Origin of the sequence: Brevibacillus sp. LEMMJ03 (assembly GCF_007197875.1) — a bacterium.
Taxonomy (GTDB): Bacteria; Bacillota; Bacilli; order Brevibacillales; family Brevibacillaceae; genus Brevibacillus; species Brevibacillus thermoruber.
Map to the genome: position 1 here is coordinate 84,065 of NZ_VKJN01000008.1, position 15,599 is coordinate 99,663.

Annotated in this window: 20 protein-coding genes; 5 read left to right on the forward strand and 15 right to left on the reverse strand. The window is 60.1% G+C overall.

What is annotated here, in order from left to right; translation table 11 throughout:
- Positions 1–98 precede the first annotated feature (98 nt).
- The 3 genes from FOI68_RS23455 to FOI68_RS11950 all read right to left on the reverse strand — a co-directional run bounded on the left by FOI68_RS23455 (position 99) and on the right by FOI68_RS11950 (position 904).
- Positions 99–284, reverse strand: a complete 186-nt coding sequence (locus FOI68_RS23455) for a hypothetical protein (RefSeq protein ID WP_185973933.1) — start codon at positions 282–284, stop codon at positions 99–101.
- A complete protein-coding gene (locus tag FOI68_RS23960) occupies positions 278–400 on the reverse strand; it encodes a hypothetical protein (protein WP_255433449.1) in 123 nt (40 codons plus the stop codon). The genes FOI68_RS23455 and FOI68_RS23960 overlap by 7 nt, the downstream gene beginning before the upstream one ends.
- A 72-nt stretch (positions 401–472) precedes the next feature.
- Positions 473–904, reverse strand: coding sequence for a MarR family winged helix-turn-helix transcriptional regulator (locus tag FOI68_RS11950; RefSeq protein WP_143863316.1), 432 nt, complete (start codon positions 902–904; stop codon positions 473–475).
- Between the two features lie 178 nt (positions 905–1,082).
- Between FOI68_RS11950 and FOI68_RS11955 the strand changes: the two genes are divergently transcribed.
- Positions 1,083–2,336, forward strand: a complete 1,254-nt coding sequence (locus FOI68_RS11955) for an MDR family MFS transporter (protein WP_035294891.1) — start codon at positions 1,083–1,085, stop codon at positions 2,334–2,336.
- A 48-nt stretch (positions 2,337–2,384) separates the two neighbouring features.
- Here FOI68_RS11955 and FOI68_RS11960 read toward each other — a convergent pair whose 3' ends face one another.
- Positions 2,385–2,624, reverse strand: coding sequence for a hypothetical protein (locus tag FOI68_RS11960; protein ID WP_143863317.1), 240 nt, complete (start codon positions 2,622–2,624; stop codon positions 2,385–2,387).
- A 143-nt stretch (positions 2,625–2,767) separates the two neighbouring features.
- Between FOI68_RS11960 and FOI68_RS11965 the strand changes: the two genes are divergently transcribed.
- Positions 2,768–3,832 carry a type III polyketide synthase gene (locus tag FOI68_RS11965; RefSeq protein ID WP_143863318.1) on the forward strand — a complete coding sequence of 355 codons (1,065 nt, stop codon included), beginning with the start codon at positions 2,768–2,770 and terminating at the stop codon, positions 3,830–3,832.
- Positions 3,833–3,838: 6 nt separating this feature from the next.
- Positions 3,839–4,348, forward strand: coding sequence for an isoprenylcysteine carboxyl methyltransferase family protein (locus tag FOI68_RS11970; protein WP_044899051.1), 510 nt, complete (start codon positions 3,839–3,841; stop codon positions 4,346–4,348).
- A 178-nt stretch (positions 4,349–4,526) separates the two neighbouring features.
- On the opposite strand, the gene FOI68_RS11975 is transcribed toward FOI68_RS11970, so the two are convergent.
- From FOI68_RS11975 to FOI68_RS11985, 3 genes are all read right to left on the reverse strand, one after another.
- The gene (locus FOI68_RS11975; RefSeq protein WP_081904112.1) at positions 4,527–4,700 is read right to left on the reverse strand and encodes a YozQ family protein; all 174 of its coding nucleotides are present in this window, start codon (positions 4,698–4,700) and stop codon (positions 4,527–4,529) included.
- 134 nt (positions 4,701–4,834) lie between these two features.
- Positions 4,835–5,362: a hypothetical protein gene (locus tag FOI68_RS11980; protein WP_143863319.1), complete on the reverse strand. Its 528-nt coding sequence runs from the start codon at positions 5,360–5,362 to the stop codon at positions 4,835–4,837.
- A gap of 81 nt (positions 5,363–5,443) precedes the next feature.
- The gene (locus FOI68_RS11985; RefSeq protein WP_176703240.1) at positions 5,444–5,866 is read right to left on the reverse strand and encodes a MarR family winged helix-turn-helix transcriptional regulator; all 423 of its coding nucleotides are present in this window, start codon (positions 5,864–5,866) and stop codon (positions 5,444–5,446) included.
- A 389-nt stretch (positions 5,867–6,255) separates the two neighbouring features.
- Here FOI68_RS11985 and lepB point away from each other — a divergent pair, with 389 nt between their 5' ends.
- Both lepB and FOI68_RS11995 read left to right on the forward strand, forming a co-directional pair.
- Positions 6,256–6,816, forward strand: coding sequence for a signal peptidase I (lepB, locus tag FOI68_RS11990; RefSeq protein WP_029100113.1), 561 nt, complete (start codon positions 6,256–6,258; stop codon positions 6,814–6,816).
- 145 nt (positions 6,817–6,961) lie between these two features.
- A complete protein-coding gene (locus FOI68_RS11995; RefSeq protein ID WP_035294898.1) occupies positions 6,962–7,297 on the forward strand; it encodes a hypothetical protein in 336 nt (111 codons plus the stop codon).
- A gap of 171 nt (positions 7,298–7,468) precedes the next feature.
- Here FOI68_RS11995 and FOI68_RS12000 read toward each other — a convergent pair whose 3' ends face one another.
- The 8 genes from FOI68_RS12000 to FOI68_RS12035 form a co-directional block, all read right to left on the reverse strand.
- A complete protein-coding gene (locus FOI68_RS12000) occupies positions 7,469–8,461 on the reverse strand; it encodes a hypothetical protein (protein ID WP_143863320.1) in 993 nt (330 codons plus the stop codon).
- A complete protein-coding gene (locus FOI68_RS12005) occupies positions 8,452–9,036 on the reverse strand; it encodes an RNA polymerase sigma factor (RefSeq protein ID WP_255433450.1) in 585 nt (194 codons plus the stop codon). Before FOI68_RS12005 ends, FOI68_RS12000 begins: the two co-directional genes overlap by 10 nt.
- A 167-nt stretch (positions 9,037–9,203) precedes the next feature.
- The gene (locus tag FOI68_RS23965; protein ID WP_255433451.1) at positions 9,204–10,262 is read right to left on the reverse strand and encodes a M15 family metallopeptidase; all 1,059 of its coding nucleotides are present in this window, start codon (positions 10,260–10,262) and stop codon (positions 9,204–9,206) included.
- A gap of 251 nt (positions 10,263–10,513) precedes the next feature.
- On the reverse strand, positions 10,514–10,696 hold the full coding sequence (locus FOI68_RS12015; RefSeq protein WP_029100109.1) for a hypothetical protein: 183 nt from the start codon (positions 10,694–10,696) through the stop codon (positions 10,514–10,516).
- Positions 10,697–10,848: 152 nt separating this feature from the next.
- Complete coding sequence (gene ggt, locus FOI68_RS12020; RefSeq protein WP_143863321.1) at positions 10,849–12,879, reverse strand: gamma-glutamyltransferase; 2,031 nt, start codon at positions 12,877–12,879, stop codon at positions 10,849–10,851.
- Positions 12,880–13,084: 205 nt separating this feature from the next.
- Positions 13,085–14,164: a phosphodiester glycosidase family protein gene (locus tag FOI68_RS12025; protein ID WP_035289948.1), complete on the reverse strand. Its 1,080-nt coding sequence runs from the start codon at positions 14,162–14,164 to the stop codon at positions 13,085–13,087.
- On the reverse strand, positions 14,145–14,660 hold the full coding sequence (locus FOI68_RS12030; protein WP_035294907.1) for a coiled-coil domain-containing protein: 516 nt from the start codon (positions 14,658–14,660) through the stop codon (positions 14,145–14,147). Before FOI68_RS12030 ends, FOI68_RS12025 begins: the two co-directional genes overlap by 20 nt.
- A gap of 105 nt (positions 14,661–14,765) precedes the next feature.
- Positions 14,766–15,587, reverse strand: a complete 822-nt coding sequence (locus FOI68_RS12035) for an RDD family protein (RefSeq protein ID WP_035294909.1) — start codon at positions 15,585–15,587, stop codon at positions 14,766–14,768.
- Between the last annotated feature and the right edge of the window lie 12 nt (positions 15,588–15,599).

The window sequence follows — 15,599 nt, forward strand, 5'->3', positions numbered from 1 at the left end:
TTCAAAAGACCTATTAAAACAGAAGTGAGATAGGACTTTTATCGTATTCATAGGAATATTTTACCTGCCTGTTCCAGCGAGTTCAAGGAAAAAAATCGCTAGCGCAGTGTCACGCAATAGCGTTTGAACTGGCTAGCGTATCCTTCAATCAGTTCGATATCCCTCTCATAGACGCCGTACAGCCGTTTGAGCGCGGCGCGGATCTCGGCATGCGTCCTGCCGTCGGAAATCGCCCCTTGGACTTCCATGATCCGCATGCCCTTGTGCGTTTCATCTGTCAGCATCGTCCGTTTTTTCCCCGGCTTGACCCACACCCGTACCTCGATCTCGTTCCGTTTTCCACCGTCTCGGCGATCATCAGCCAGCCCGGTCCGTCCGCTTTGCGCACCGTCAGTTTCATCTCGCTTCCACCTCTGTATAGTTGCATATACAACTATATGGCAGCAAAAAATTGATTGCATATGCAATCAATTTAATCGCCCAAGTGGGTGCGAAGCTTCAGCAGGAGTCCCAACAGCACTTCCTGCTCGCCGTCTGTCATGGCGGTAAACACATGCTGAGCAAAGTGATCCCGTACCGCTTCCATCGACTTGCGGACGAGCGGCTTCTGCTTCTGTGTCACGCGTACCAGATAGCTGCGAGCGTCCTTTGGATTGGGCTCCGTCATCAGCCACCCCTTTTTCACCAGTCCGGGCAAAATGCGCGAGACTGTCGTCTTGTCGCGCAATGTACGTTCGCCCAGCTCCGAAGGCGTCATGCCGTCATGCTGCGCCAGCACCACCAGCAGCTGCCATTGCTCCGGCGTGAGCCGAAACGGCTGCAGGGCTTTCGCCGTCTCTTCCCGGACGAGCTGCCCGATCCTGTACAGGTTGTGTCCCAAACTGTCTCGAAACACGTCCGTCATGCTACTTCCCCTTCCCGTGTCGTTTTCTTCATCTAACTACATCTTTGCATCGATCTCCAGCGGGCCGGGAGAAACGAAAAAACTGACTATTCCGATGGGTGGCAACCATCTTTCTTTTCACGCAAAAATCTCGTATACTTACAAAATATTCTTTTACCGGAAGAGAGGAATTTGCCAAATGGTTTGGCTTCAATCCGTCATCGCTCGTTATGACACGACCATCTGGATCCGCGTGATCGGGACGATCCTGACCACGTTTGCCGGATTCATGCTCCGTCCCTTCCTGGCCTTCTATCTGTATGAAAGGATGGACGGCAATCTGCTGGTGGCGGCCATGGTCACCAGCCTGCAGCCGCTGACCAGCATGATCGCCGGACTCTATTCCGGGGGAATGGCTGACCGCTACGGGCGAAAGCCGATGATGGTGGCCGCCCTGGCGATTGAAGCGATCTCCATGGCCGGCTACATCTGGGCGGAGTCCCTCTATGCCTTCGCCGCCTTGACCATTCTGAACGGGATCGGCGCCTCCCTGTTCTGGCCGGCAGCCAGCGCGCAGGTAACGGACGTGGTGCCGGAGGAGAAGCGCAGCGAGGTGTTTGCCCTGCTGCATACCGCCCTCAACCTGGGCGCGGCGGCGGGACCGCTGATCGGGGTTACCCTGTACAAGATCAACCCGGCGATCGTTTTCGGCATCTGTTCGGCCGCCCTCTTCACCTACGGGCTGCTGATCGTCTGGAAAGTGCCGGAGACGCTCCCCCGGGAGCTGCGGGAGCGCGGCGGCCAAGCGCAAGCAGACAAGCCGAAAGCACCCAAGCTGCGGCTGCGCGAGCACACCACGCTGCTGTGGATGACGCTGGCCGCCGTTCCGGTCTCGCTCCTCTACTCCCAGGTGGAGATCATCCTGCCGCAGCACCTGCGGACGCGCTTTGACGATTTCCTGACCGTGTTTGCCACCTTGATCACGATCAACGGCCTGCTCGTCGTATGCTGCCAGATCGTGATCGCCAAGTTTGCCGAACGATTTCCGGCCCACCGCGTCATTCTGCTGGCCTACCTGCTCCTCGCCTGTGTCGGCATCGGCTACGGCTGGGCCCCCACCTTTTTCCTGCTCGTGGTGGCGGAGGCCATCTTTACGCTGGGCGAGATGCTGTACGGCCCGCAGATTCAAAAGGCGATTTCCGTCATGGCGCCGGAAGCGTACCGCGGCCGTTACTTTTCCATCTTCGGGGCCAACTGGGGCATCACCGGCACGATCGGCCCATCGCTTGGCGCCGTGTCGTTCCGCAGTATCGGCGGCGCCTACTGGTTTTCCCTGCTCGCCGTACTCCTGCTCGTCGCCGGCCTGTTCCAGTACCGGCTGGTGAAGCGGGCCATGAGCCAGCCGCAGCCGGCTCCTTTGGACGGTGCCAAGCCTCCGATTGCCGCCTCATAAAGAGCGCCTGCCGCCCGCCCGACGCCGCCTGTCGCGTTCCGGGCGGGTTCAGCTTTGCGCGGCGTAGCGCAGCAGCCGTTTGTCCCGCGTCGGCAGGAGGCGGACCGGCTCCCGGTCAAACACGTACGCCCGCTTCTCCCCGCTGTCCACGAATACGACCAACGATCCCCCACAGTCCGCGTACGCTTCCCCCACGGTCACAAACGAGAAGCAGGAATATTCGGAACAAACCTGCCGCTCTCCTTCGGCGGAGGTGAGTTTTCGCTCCGCACCCGGCAGATGCCGCACTGTCGCATCCCCATCCCCCGGATACTCCAGGCCGTTATTGCCCGGCGTTGAAAAAATCAGCAGGTGACGCAGTGTACCACGAATCGAACATCCACGGCTAGGGAAAACTGGAACTACTTACCTGACGGAAGGAAGGGATTGCGATGCCCCGCATCGAAGCCGCGGCGACAGCCGTTCCCGAACACGAAATCACTCAGGACGGCTCCATGGCGGTCGCCCGCGCGTTTTTCCAACAGGCCTTCCCCGACATCGACCGCCTGCTCGCCGTCTTTGCCAACAGCCAGATCCGCAAGCGCCACTTCTGCATGCCGCTCGACTGGTTTCAAGAAGAACACGGGTTTGCCGAAAAAAACCGGCTGTACGTGGAGCATGCCGTCTCCCTTGGCGCCGAAGCCGCCCGGCGCTGTCTGGACAAGGCGGGAACGGCGGCGGCGGAGATCGACTGCCTGATCTTCGTCTCCAGCACGGGCATCGCCACCCCCAGCGTCGACGCCCGACTGATCAACCGTCTGGGGCTTCGACCGGACATCACCCGCGTGCCGCTGTGGGGGCTGGGATGCGTCGGCGGGGCGATGGGCCTTTCGCGGGCATGCGAATACGCCCGGGCCTACCCCGCAAGCCGCGTCCTGGTGGTGGCGGTGGAGCTGTGCGGATTGACGTTTATCCGGCAGGATCTGTCCAAAAGCAATCTGATCGCCACCTGCCTGTTTGCCGACGGGGCCGCCGCCGTGCTGGTGGAAGGAGACGAGGTGAAGCGGCCGTCTACTCCGCCCCGCCTCCGTTTCATGGGCGCACGCACGACGACGTGGCCGGATACGCTGGACATCATGGGCTGGGAGCTGACCGAACCGGGCTTGAAAGTGATCTTTTCCCGCGACATTCCCAGCCTGGTCCGGCAGTCGATGCGGGACAACGTCGACGGGTTTCTCGGACCGCTTGGCGTATCCGTCCCAGACGTGCAGCGTTTTATCTTCCATCCCGGCGGGGCGAAGGTGCTGGCTGCCTACCGGCAGGCGTTGGGGATTCCCGCCGAAGCCACGCGGTTGGCCGAGGACGTCCTGCGCGACTTTGGCAACATGTCGTCGCCCACCGTTTTGTTCGTGCTGGAAAAGTGCATGGAAGAGGGCTGGAAGCCGGGAGAAAAGGGACTGCTGGCCGCCCTCGGACCCGGGTTCAGCTCGGAGTTGATCCTGTTGGAAGCGAGGTGAGCAAGCGTGGGCTTTTTTTTGGCCGTCTATGCCGCCGTCGTCGCCCAGCGCTTGCTGGAACTGGCCCTGGCGCGGCGCAACGCCCGCCACATCCGTTCCGCGGGCGGCCGGGAAGTGGGGGCCGGCCACTACAAGTACATCGTCGCCCTGCATGTGCTGTTTCTCGTCAGCCTGCTCGCGGAGGGACTCCTCCATGAAGGCAGGACCGCCCCGTGGTGGGCGTGGACCTTTTCCGTATTCGCGCTGGCTCAGGGACTTCGGTACTGGTGCATCGTCAGCCTGGGGAAACGCTGGAACACGCGCATCTACATCCTTCCCGGCGCCGAGCCCGTGCGGCGCGGCCCGTACCGCTTCCTGCGGCATCCCAACTACCTGGTGGTGGCGACCGAACTGTTCGTCCTGCCGCTCACCTTTTCCGCCGTCGCCACCGCTGTCATCTTTTCCCTGGCCAACTTCTGGCTGCTGTGGCGCGTCCGGATTCCGGCGGAGGAGCGGGCCGTCTACGACCGGCCGTGAGCGGTACGCCGCGTCCCGATCGGGGAGGTTTCGGACCGGCTGCCGCTTTGACATGACAACAAACCCGGACGGGTACGCGGTCCGGGTTTTTGCCGTTTGCTGATCCTGCTGGCCGTCTCATCCGCATGGCCTTTTGCCGTCTTCGGCCCGGCAAGCGGGGACGATCGGGAGCAGGACGTCAGTTCAGCCCTTGGGCATCGTCAATCGTCCCCATTTTGTACATGTCGCTCACCTGCTCCTGGGTGGCAGCCAACCCCTGGGACAGCTCCTCATCTGTCTCGGATGCCGCCGCAGATGGCCTGACGGCCGTGTCGGACGGGCGGTCGAAACCGTATCGGCGCTCATCTGCCATGCCTGTTCCTCCTTCCTGTCTTGGGTCAACTCGTAGTGTGTGCCGCTTCCCTGCCGTTTAGCCAAAGAGACCGTCCAGGCACGTCAAAAAACCCCTTCCGAGTTCAGAAGGGGTTGTCAGGGTCAAGAAGATGTTTACTTGTCGCCGTTCGAATCCGGCACCGACCAGTTCCAGCCACGGGGCTGCTTGGCATCGTCGGCGCTGGCAGCCGGCTTCACTACAATCACGCTGTCCTCTACCGGAGCGGCCACCCAACCGTGAGCCACGGCGGTTTGCCCGCTTTTGGGCGACAGGACAATCGTTTGGTCTTCCACAGGCATTGCAACCCAGCCGTTTTGCGTGGTCACGTTCGCAGTGCTTCCCGGCTGGACTACCCATTGATCCTCTACCGGCATGTTGATCCAGCCGTTTTGGGCGGCAACGTTCGCAGTGCTTCCCTGCTGAACGACCCACTGATCCTCTACCGGCATGTTGATCCAGCCGCTTTGGCCGGTGACAGCCGCGTTGCTTCCCGGCAGAACCACCCATTGATCCTCTGCCGGCATGTTAATCCAGCCGTGAGCCTGTGCCGGTTGAGCGGCTTCGTTTGCAAAAGCAGCGTTCGCGAACAGAGTGGCGCTGAGAACCATGGTTCCCGTCAACAGTGTTGTCGCTTTTTTCATCGTCGTACACTCCCATCTTCTGTTTGTTCACGCTGTCCTGTGAAATATCCCCCGCCCGCTGCTCCGATGGCTGTATGTAGGTTACTGCAAGCCTTGCTTCACTTTTCGGAGATAGAGTGTAAACTGTTCCAGCTCGCTGTCGGTCAGGTTTTCCATCAGTTTGGCGATGAGTTCCCTCCGTCTGGACAACAACCGCTCCATCAGCGGAACCGCCTTGTCCGAGAGCGTCACCCAGACGACCCGCCGGTCCTGTTCATCACGGACCCGATTGACATAGCCCGCCTTGACCAGCCGATTCAGTGCGATGGTGGTGGCGCTGTTCGACTGCTTCAAGAGAGCAGCCAAATCGGACACCGTGCTGCGCTCTCTGTCGTAGAGCACCCGCAGCAAGATGAACTGCTTGGGACTGACTACCTCTTCTTCCAACAGCCAATGGCTGATAAAGAAGCGAGCCAATTCAACAAACACCTGATCCAGTTCCTCGATTTTACCGGCGCGGGACATTTCGCTCACATCATCACCCTTTTTCAAAGATACATACTTTTACTATAAAACTATATCGGCTGTCAACAGGCTGCGCAAGCATTTCTCGAGCCGGCCTTTGAAAAAGGGGATGTGAGTAGGACAATACGTTTACTATTTAATATTTTTACTGTAAAACTTTTTGCATCGTCATCTTACCGCAAAATGGGAAACATTGCAAGGGGCCAGTTTCGTGACAAATTCGTGACGGACGAATGGCCGTACGCCGCCTGTTTTCCACCCATTTCCATGAAATTGCTTCCGTATCTGTCCGTATCGTATGTATAATAAAAGATACGGCGGCGCGCCCCTGTTCTCGTTTTTGAATCGGCGGCCGCCCCGACAAACCTTGATACATAGGAGATTGGCATATGGAACATACGCAGAGCACGGCAAAATGGAAAACGGAATTGGCAGACTGGTTGAAATCGTTCGTCTTGATTGGCGGCTTGACCGCCTTTATCTATGTGTTCGTCATGGCCCCTTACGTCGTTCAGGGGCGCTCCATGGAGAGCACCCTGCACGACCGCGAACGGGTGATTGTCAACAAGGCGATCTATTACCTGCAGCAGCCCAAAAGAGGGGAAATCGTGATCATCCATCCCGACGCGAGCGGGGAAAACTGGATCAAGCGGGTCGTCGCCGTCGCGGGCGATACCGTAGAGGCGAAAGGCGATCAGTTGTACGTCAACGGCCAGCCCGTCAACGAGGAATACCTCACCGCCAACAAATTGAAAGCGGCCGCGAACGGCGTCACACTGACCGAAGACTTTGGCCCGATCACCGTACCGCCTGGCCACGTCTTCGTCATGGGCGACAACCGGAACAACAGCATGGACAGCCGGGTCATCGGCCCCGTCAGCCTGGATCACGTGGTCGGCCGGGCGGAACTGGTCTACTGGCCGTTGGGCAGCATCCGCCTGCCCAAGTGATCGCTGCCGGGACGCTTGGTTTCTGCACAGGAAAGACAAGCGTGACGGTTCCGGTGCACCTGACGATTTGACTGATAACCGCTCGAATTTTGCGCATGATAAGAGGGTAATCGCATGCAATCCCACAATCAGGAGGTTTTTTTTCGTGCATACGATCACCCATGCCCAACAAGAGCTGGCTCAGTGCAGGCAGTCCATTCAGCAGTTGATCCAACAGACGATGCAGGCGAGCGCCACCTACCGGCAGCTTCTGCAGCAGGAACAGCAAAACGCCGCCACGCTGCAGCAGTTGGCCGCGCGCGAGCAGCAGGCAGTCCAGATGATTCAGCAGGCGCTGAACGGTCACGACACGGCGATTCGCCAGATGCAGCACGTGATCACGCTGTGCGATCAGATGGAGCGGGAGCTGCAGCAGTCTGCCGCGCAGCAGGTTCCCTTGCAGCAGCCATCCCCCCTGCCGACCTATCAGACCCGTCACTGATCCGGCCGCATTCACGGTGCGGCGGACACCGGTCGTCGGGAACAGCACACAGCTCTCCGCGTTTCCTGTCCGGATCACGCGGAGAGCTGTTTCCCGTTTTGGAGCAGGTGCCGTGCGCCGTACGTATACCCGATTACCGCCGGACAGCGGCGGCGAGGGAACGGGGAATCGTCAGTCATTGGCGTTCCGAATGATTTTCCCCTGCTTGCTGTCGTGTGCCGTGAGCACCCACTCGCCCCGCTCTTCCTCCCACGCGTAACGGTACAGGTGATTGACCGCATCGGACGACTTGTAGACGATCAGCGCTTCCTGGCCATCGTGTTTCAGAAACAGGCCAGGGATGATGTCGCCGACCTTTCCGGTTACGGCTACCCGTATCCAAGCTGCCCGCAACCCTTTCCGCGCTTTTTCCGGCAGGTCAAGTGCGTGCCGCCCCTGTTTGACCCCTCGGTCGAATTCATACTGCCCCGGATCGATGCTAAAACTTTCAAACACATCCTGGTACACGTCGTGGAGGAAAAACATGTTTTTGAACGAAGCCAGGAATCCGCTCTTGTTCGTCAGCAGCAACAGCTTATCGTGCGCGTACACATAGGTGGGGCCCGATGCTTTCATCGGAGTAAAGCCCGGCTTCAGTTCGGCGCCGGTGAAGGTAAAGGTAATGCGGCCCGGCACGGAAAAATCCTCGTCGATCTCCACCTTCTCCGCTTGCCCCGGATTGGGGAAAAACACGACATCCAGCTTCCCTTGGTCGGTGGTCAGCCGGACGGCTTGGTCCGTAGCCGCAAAAACGTCAGCAAATGGCGACGGCTCGATTTGTCTGATCTCCAGGTCGGTATACGCCTGCAGGAGATGGATGAATTCCGCCGCAAACGGGAACCGCTGTTCATCCGGAACGGGCGGTTCTGCCGGTTCCGCGACGGGAACGCGGCCGCCTCCCGCATCGCGCTGCCAGTCCGTGACAACAGGCGTCAGGAGGAACACGCCCGCCGCGCAGGCCGTCACCACGGCCGCGATGGGGACTGCGGCACGCCGGAACCTCCCCTGTTTTTGTCCGATCCTTTCGCGGATGTTCCGTTCCATCCGCTCCATGTCCGCCCTGGCCGGTTGAAATGCCATCCGCTTCGCCGCTGCCAGCTCGCGCAGCCTTTTGTCTAGATCCATCGCTCCTCCTCCTTGCGCATCAATGCTTTCACCTTTTCCCGCGCCCTGTGCAGGCGGGTGTAGACTGCTCCGGGTGTAATACCCAGGATTTCGGCGATCGTTTCCGCTCGCAGTTCTTCGTAGTAGTGGAGAATGAGCACTTGTTTGTGCCGAAACGGCAGCCTGTCGATCAGCCGTGACAACGCGGCCCGTTCGTCCTTCTGCACGACCTCCGACTCGATGTCGGCGCATGCTTCACGGTTTGCCTGGGTGACGGAAAACCGTTTGCGAAACAACCCGGAGCGCAGGTACCGTTTGGACTCATTGACCGCAATCCGATAGAGCCAGGTCTCGATCCGGCTGTCCCCCCGAAACGCAGACAGATGCTTGTACGCCTTGAGGAAAACCTCCTGGGTGATGTCCTCCGCAGCCGTCCGGTCCTTGACCAACCAGCAGCACAGCCGGTACACCCGGGCCATCTGCGTCTGCATCAGTTGTTCAAACGCGGCATCCCTGGTCTGGTTCAGCACGGCACCGCCCGTCCACAGATGGTTCTGCTCCAGCGTTCTCCCCCCTTTCTCTCTATTTAGATACAAGCGGCCGTTTTTTCTTACAGAATGAAAAAAACCGCCGGGACTCCTCGTTCCTGGCGGTTTCACTCCGGCGGCCGCACGGGCCGACGGCGAAAGAAGCGGCTGTCCGCCGTCCCCGGTCGTGTCCCCGGCGCGGAAAGCCGCTTCGTTATCTGTCGGTATGCGGAAGGCTATTGTGCCTGCACCGGACCGGCGTCCTTGAAGTACTCCTCCAGCGTCATGCCTTTGGACATGATCTCCTGGGCGACCGCTTTTCCGACGTAGCGGAGATGCCACGGTTCGTAGGCGTAGCCGGTGATCTCTTCTTTCCCTTTCAGGTAGCGGATGATGAACCCGAATTCGGCGCAGTGTTCCGCCAGCCATTTGCCCTCCCGCGTGTTGGCAAACGGCTCTTCCAGCAAGGTGCTGCGATCGGAGCCGGCTACGTCGATAGCGAGGCCGGTCTGGTGTTCGCTTTTCCCCGGCAGGGCGCTGTAGCGGGCCGCGTGCTCCGCTCCCTGGGTTTTCACGTAGCCTTCGTACAGGACCTTTTGCGTGTGGTACGAGCGGTAACCGGAGACGCCGTACAACTGGATGCCTTCCTGGTTCGCCTTGGCGAACAGCTCCTCCAGGGCACGTGCCGCTTCTTCCCGCAGCAGGCGCTTCTCCGCCTTGCCGGAAAACGTGAACGGCACGTTGGGTTCGACCAGACGGGGCGGCACGTAATCGGCCGGCAGGGCCCGTTCCTTGTTGACCACCACGACCAGATCGTCCGGATTGGTAACGGTCGGGACGCCGTTCACCATGGTCACGGTCGAAGCGAGCGACGGTTTGACGGTGATCGTCGCGGTTTTGCGTTCGCCCTGATACTCCACGGTAACGGTCGCTGTGGAACCGGTCGCCGCCCGGGAAGATACGGCGAGCTCCCCGTTGGGTCCGACTGTCACGACATCGGGCGCGGAAGAGCGGTACGTGACGCCATCCCCGTACGGCAGCGTCTGTTTGGCCCCCGGTGCCAGCACCAGGCTGGCCGGAACGGCGGCCAGGCTGATCGACGAGGATGACGGAGCGGCGGTCCCATCCGTCGATGGTTCCTCCGTCTTCGGCTGCACGTCTGCCGGAGCGGCCGGCTGCGGCTGGGCGCTTGCCCCCGGAAGCCATTGGCCGAGCTGCGGCGCTTCACATCCTCCCAAAAGCGCGGCGGAGAGTACGGCTGCAACTGCTAGACCGGCTGGTTGTCGTTTTCTCATGAGATGTACCTCCTGGTTCCTTGCACACACATGCGTCTTGTTCTACCTTACCATGTCGCATGACGTAATCATAGCTTCAAATGTCACGCTTTTTGCCGGGTTCGCTCCCTCGTCCGGACAAAAACAGGAAGCAGCCTTCCGACGATTCGATCGATTCCCCCCTATTATACACCCCTGCCTGACAAACACAACGAACCGTTTCCTTTCTGGAAACGATTCGCCGGTTTCGCTGCCGACCGGCGTCTTGTGCTCTAGGGCGCGTTCGGGAAATCTTTTCGTTCCTGCTCCATCAACGTTTCCCCGTAGCTCTGCTGCAGGGAAGAAGCGGCCGGGTCGGCACGCCCTGATCGCCGCTTGGAAACAAACCGGTCACACAGCCATCCGACCGCCAACAGTCCTCCGCAGACAAGAAGCACAAACCCCCAGAGCGGCATCTTACTCTCCTCCTTTGCCCGAAACTTCGCCCATATGGATGAATGGTCGTATTCCTGTTTACGCGCGAAACGTCGTACCGTTTCTTCCCAAACGTGCATATCCGCCAAAAGGCCCTGCCGTTTTCAGCAGGGCCCCGAGGTGAACTGTCCGATCATGGTTTCTTGAGGAGGACGGCTGCTTCTTTCGCGTCCCAGCTTACCGTGTAGCCAAGCGCTTCCGCCACCGGTTTCACGGGCAAAAACGCTTTGCCTCCCAGCGTGACGACGTCCTGCTGGAACCGGGAGGGATTGCCGCCCAGTCCGAGCAGGAGTTTTTTCGCCTCGACGTACGCGGTACCGTTGACCAACGCTTTCTGCTCCGCCGTGTACGGGTAGACGTGGCCGTTCACTTTCAGCACGAACGGTCCTGGCTTCGCCGGGGGGAGCGGCTCCGGTTCCGCCGACGTATACGCCACCGCGTCCACGCCAAGCACGGTTCCTTCCCGCGTGTTGTCGGCTCCCCCGTACATTTTGCCGGTCTCAAAGTCGTAGATGATCGCCTGCACGTTTCCGATGTGTTCCGGCTGTTCGTTGAACACGTGCCCCTTGGCCATCAGTTGGAGGATGACGTCCTGATCGATGCCCGCCTCCCAGGTGACGTTGGGATAGCCGCTGGTAAAGATGCGCGGCGCCAGGATGGCGTCCTGGATCTCCATGCCGTGCTCGATCACGTTCAAAATGGTCTGCGACACGGAGGCGATAATCGTGGAGCCGCCGGGCGATCCCACTGCCATGAACGGCTTGCCGTCCTTCAACACGATGGTCGGGCTCATGCTGGAGCGCGGACGCTTGCCCGGCTCCACCTGGTTGGCTCCGCCCGGCACGGCGTCAAAGTCGGTCAGCTCATTGTTCAGCATGAAGCCGTATCCCGGGACCATGATGCCGCTGCCGAAGACATCTTCGATCGTCGTCGTGTAGGAGACGAGATTGCCCCATTTGTCCATCACGGCAAAGTGGGTCGTCTGCTTGACGGGATGGGTGTCGGTCAGGTTCAGGGCCGGCACCGGCTTCTTGTCTGTTTCGTACTTCCAGGGATCGCCGGCTGCAATCTCAGGGTTGGCCGCGTCCGGTCGGATCAATTTGCGCCGCTCCTGTATGTAGTCGTCGTGGATCAGGCCCTGTTTCGGCACGGGGTAAAAGTCTTCGTCCGCCATGTACGCGGCCCGGTCCGCGTAAGCCAGACGGTTGGCTTCGATCAGATTGTGCAGGTATTCCACCGAGCCGAACCCCGCCTTTTTGTTGTCAAAGCCCTCCATCAGCTTGAGGATCTGGATCACCGTCAGTCCGCCGGAACTGGGAGGGGACATGGAGACCACCTCGTAGCCGCGGAACATGGCCCGCACCGGCTCGCGTTCCTTGACCTCGTACCGCTGCAAATCGTCCATGGTCATGGAACCGCCGGTCCGCTGTACTTCGCGCACGAGTGCCTGGCCGATTTCTCCCTTGTAAAAGGCGTCCGTCCCCTTTTCCTTGATCAGCCGGAAGGTCTTCGCCAAGTCGGGCTGGATGAGCAGGTCGCCTTTTTTCAGGGGCGTACCGCCTGGCACAAACACCTCTCCGGCCGTCTTGTGCTTCTGCAGTTTGTCCGCTGCGTCGGCGATGGTTTGGGCGGTCACCCAGTTTACCTCCACGCCCTTCTCGGCCAGTTCGATCGCCGGCTCGATCACCTCGGCGAGCGACATCGTGCCGTATGATTTCAGCGCGGTGTCAACGCCGAGCAGCGTGCCGGGCACCCCGACCGCCTTGCCGTTGGTGTGCCGCTCGGCAAACGGGATCGGCTCGCCGCGTTCATCCAGAAACATCCTGGCGTCCACTCCCTGGGGAGCCGCTTCCCGGCTGTCAATGACCGTGATTTTGTTCTGATCCTTGAGGTAAATCATCATGAATCCGCCGCCGCCGATTCCCGACATGTACGGCTCCGCCACGTTGAGGGCAAATTGAATCGCCGCCGCGGCGTCCACCGCATTGCCGCCTTTTTGCAGAATGTCCCGGCCCACCTGTGCCGCCGCCGGATGGGCGACAGCCACGATGCCCTGCGTCGCGCCGTCCGCACCCTCGGGAACTCCCGGCACGGCCGCCTGCACCGGCGCGGCCAGCGACACCAGCGCCGCCATGGACGCGATCAGCACTTTTGCCTTCTTCATCCAATCCCTCCTCGACCTTCCATCATCTATAAAATTTATTATATTTCTAAATATTTAACTCAGTCAACGTGAGAAAGGTGCGAGCGCGTCTGGGAAAAAAGAACCGTACCCAACGAAAAAAGCCACCCGCATGACGAGTGACTTTTCTTCGAAGCGATGATCGATCCGGCCGGCCGTTCCCGGCAGCCGCTGCCGCGCCGTTTTGCTACGGCATGATCACCAGATTGCTGACCACCGGACGCTCTCTGCCGTCGGAGGGCCGGTTCAGAATCCTGCCTTTGTAGTAGAAGGCGCTGGAACCGCCGCCGTCCAGATTGTAGGCGTCCACCACGTGAAACTCCTGCAGTTTGCGCTGCGCTTCTTCCAGCGTGACGCCGCTGCTCCACCCCTTGCGCCGCCCGTCGATGACGATCAGCAAGAGGTCGCCGTTGTCAAAGTGGCCGATCAGCGTCCGCGGCTGACGGGCATTGGCCCATTCGCGCGGGATCGGCATGCGCTTGCCGTCCTTGAGGAGCGTCGGCAGGAAGCTGGCCCCCTGCAGAATGCCCTGCTGGGCGATCTGCTGCTGCGAGGTGATTTTGCCGCCGACCAGCCGCCCTTTGTTGTTGAATCCGACGAAGCTCAGATTGGTATTCGTCGAAAAGGTGCGAATCTTGCCGTCAACGACGGTAATGCCGAGCGGGGTCAGATAGCCGTTTTTGTCCTTCATGAAGCCGCCGGCGTTGATCGCCAGCACTGCTCCCGTGCGTTTGCCGGCGCTGCTGGTCGTCTCGCCCTTGCTCCTGACCGCGTCATGCGCCAGCACCATCCGCAGCGCGTTGGGATTTTTCAGCCGCACCTTGGCCATGTAGCCGCGGTATCCCGCTTCTTCCAGGGAGTACACTTTGACGATGGCGTTGGGCCCAAAGCTCTGCCCGACCGGATTGCCCAGCATGCTGGACAAGATCGTGTCCAGCACGTCGGCCGATTTTTGCGTCTGCGATTTGCTGGCCTCCAGCAGGTTGTTGATCGATTTGTGCTGCTCCTCGTACTCCTGTTTCTCCTTGTCCGCCCGGCTGCGAATCTCCCCGATGATGGATGACGTCTGGCGCAGTTGGACGTTGGCGTCATCGAGCTGCTTCATCAGCGCCGCCACCTGTTTGCCGGTAGCCTCTGCCGGCGGCGTCAACTGCTCCACCGGCAGCTTGTCCACCGGGTTGGCCTGGGAAAACGCCAGCAGAAACCCCACCGCCGGCGCCAGGAGAAACGCGAAGAAGCGATGAATCTTACCAGGCACGGGCCGCATCCTCCAGTTTTTTCAGCGACGCCTTCAACTCGACCAACTGCTTGTTGAGCTGATCGATCCGATCCTGCAGGGCCTGTTTGGTCTTGTTGGTGCCGCCGATGGTTTCGCCTGTCAATTGCAGATCTTCCTGGAGATTCGCCAGTCCGTTCTGCACCTGTTTCATTTCGTCCTGGACGAGCGCCAGTTGTTCTTCCAACTGCCTCATCTGCTGCTCGTTCTGGGCCTGCACCTCCTGAATGCGCTGGTTCACGAACTGCTGCTGCTTGTCCAGCGTGTGAACGGCAAACGCGTATCCGGCGCAGGCCAGTCCCACCCACAGCAGCACGGCCATGACGGCGGGCACAAGCGAGCGTTTTTCGTCCGTCCGGGGAGCGATCGCCCGCACCAGACTGGCGAACAGGCCGTTCCGTCTGCGCTTTCCCCCCTGCCTCCCCTGTTCCGGGAGGCGCAGCGTGGTCGATGGAGTCGATGACGCGGAAACGTACTTGTCGCTCACCGGCTCTCCCTCCTCTCGTGCGACATGAGTTGACATTTTATTATAGCATAATTACAGCATGCGACACCTCTTTGCAGAAAGATCGGAACGCTCCGATCCTTCCGATTACGGTCCGATCTTCCACTCATGCTGAAGCTGATCGTGCAGCTTCAACAAAAATCCGACCGGATGAGCCTCCGCCGTCTGCCGGTCGGGCCAATCCAGCCTGTCGCACAGCCGTCGCGTGATCTCCAGGGCCAGCTCAATCCGCCTGTCGTCCGCCAGAGTCATCAGGCGGCCGACAAACGCGGAGAGAAGCTGCCAGTCTTCCCGGGTGATCGCCTGTTTGTGCCGCTCGCTCAACACAAAGGACGGCGCATCCGCCATCCAGCGCGCAAGTTTCCGCCCCTTTCGTCCGCGGAGAAGCCGCATCCCCTCGTTTTCCAACACGACAATCGTCCCCGCCACCATGTCGCCGATCCGTTTGTCCCGGGGATGAAAAAACACGACCAACCCGCCGAGAAAGTAGCCGGTCGGCAGACTGTCAATGACGCGGAACAGGTTGCGGATCACGGCGGACAAAAACGTCAGCGACTGGCCGTTTTCCTGGATGACGCGGATGCCCATCCACCGCTTTCCCAGTGTCTGCCCGCCGCGAAAGTACTCCATCAGCAAAAAATAGCCGAAATTCAGCAAAAACAGACCGATCAGCAGGATGGCCAAGGCGTAGCTTTTCTCATCCTGGAAAAATCCATCTCCGCTGCCAAATGCGACTATGCCAAACAGCACAAATACAGTAAGATTAACCAAGAGAAGGAGCGCCATGTCAATCAACTGGGCCGCCGCCCTGCTGCCCAGCCCGGCCGTTTGAAAGCGGAGCTGGACGTGCTCGGGCGTGACGATGGCGGCTTCCCTGTATGGGCGGTCGATGCTTCTCTGTTCGCTCATGGGTGAAACGTT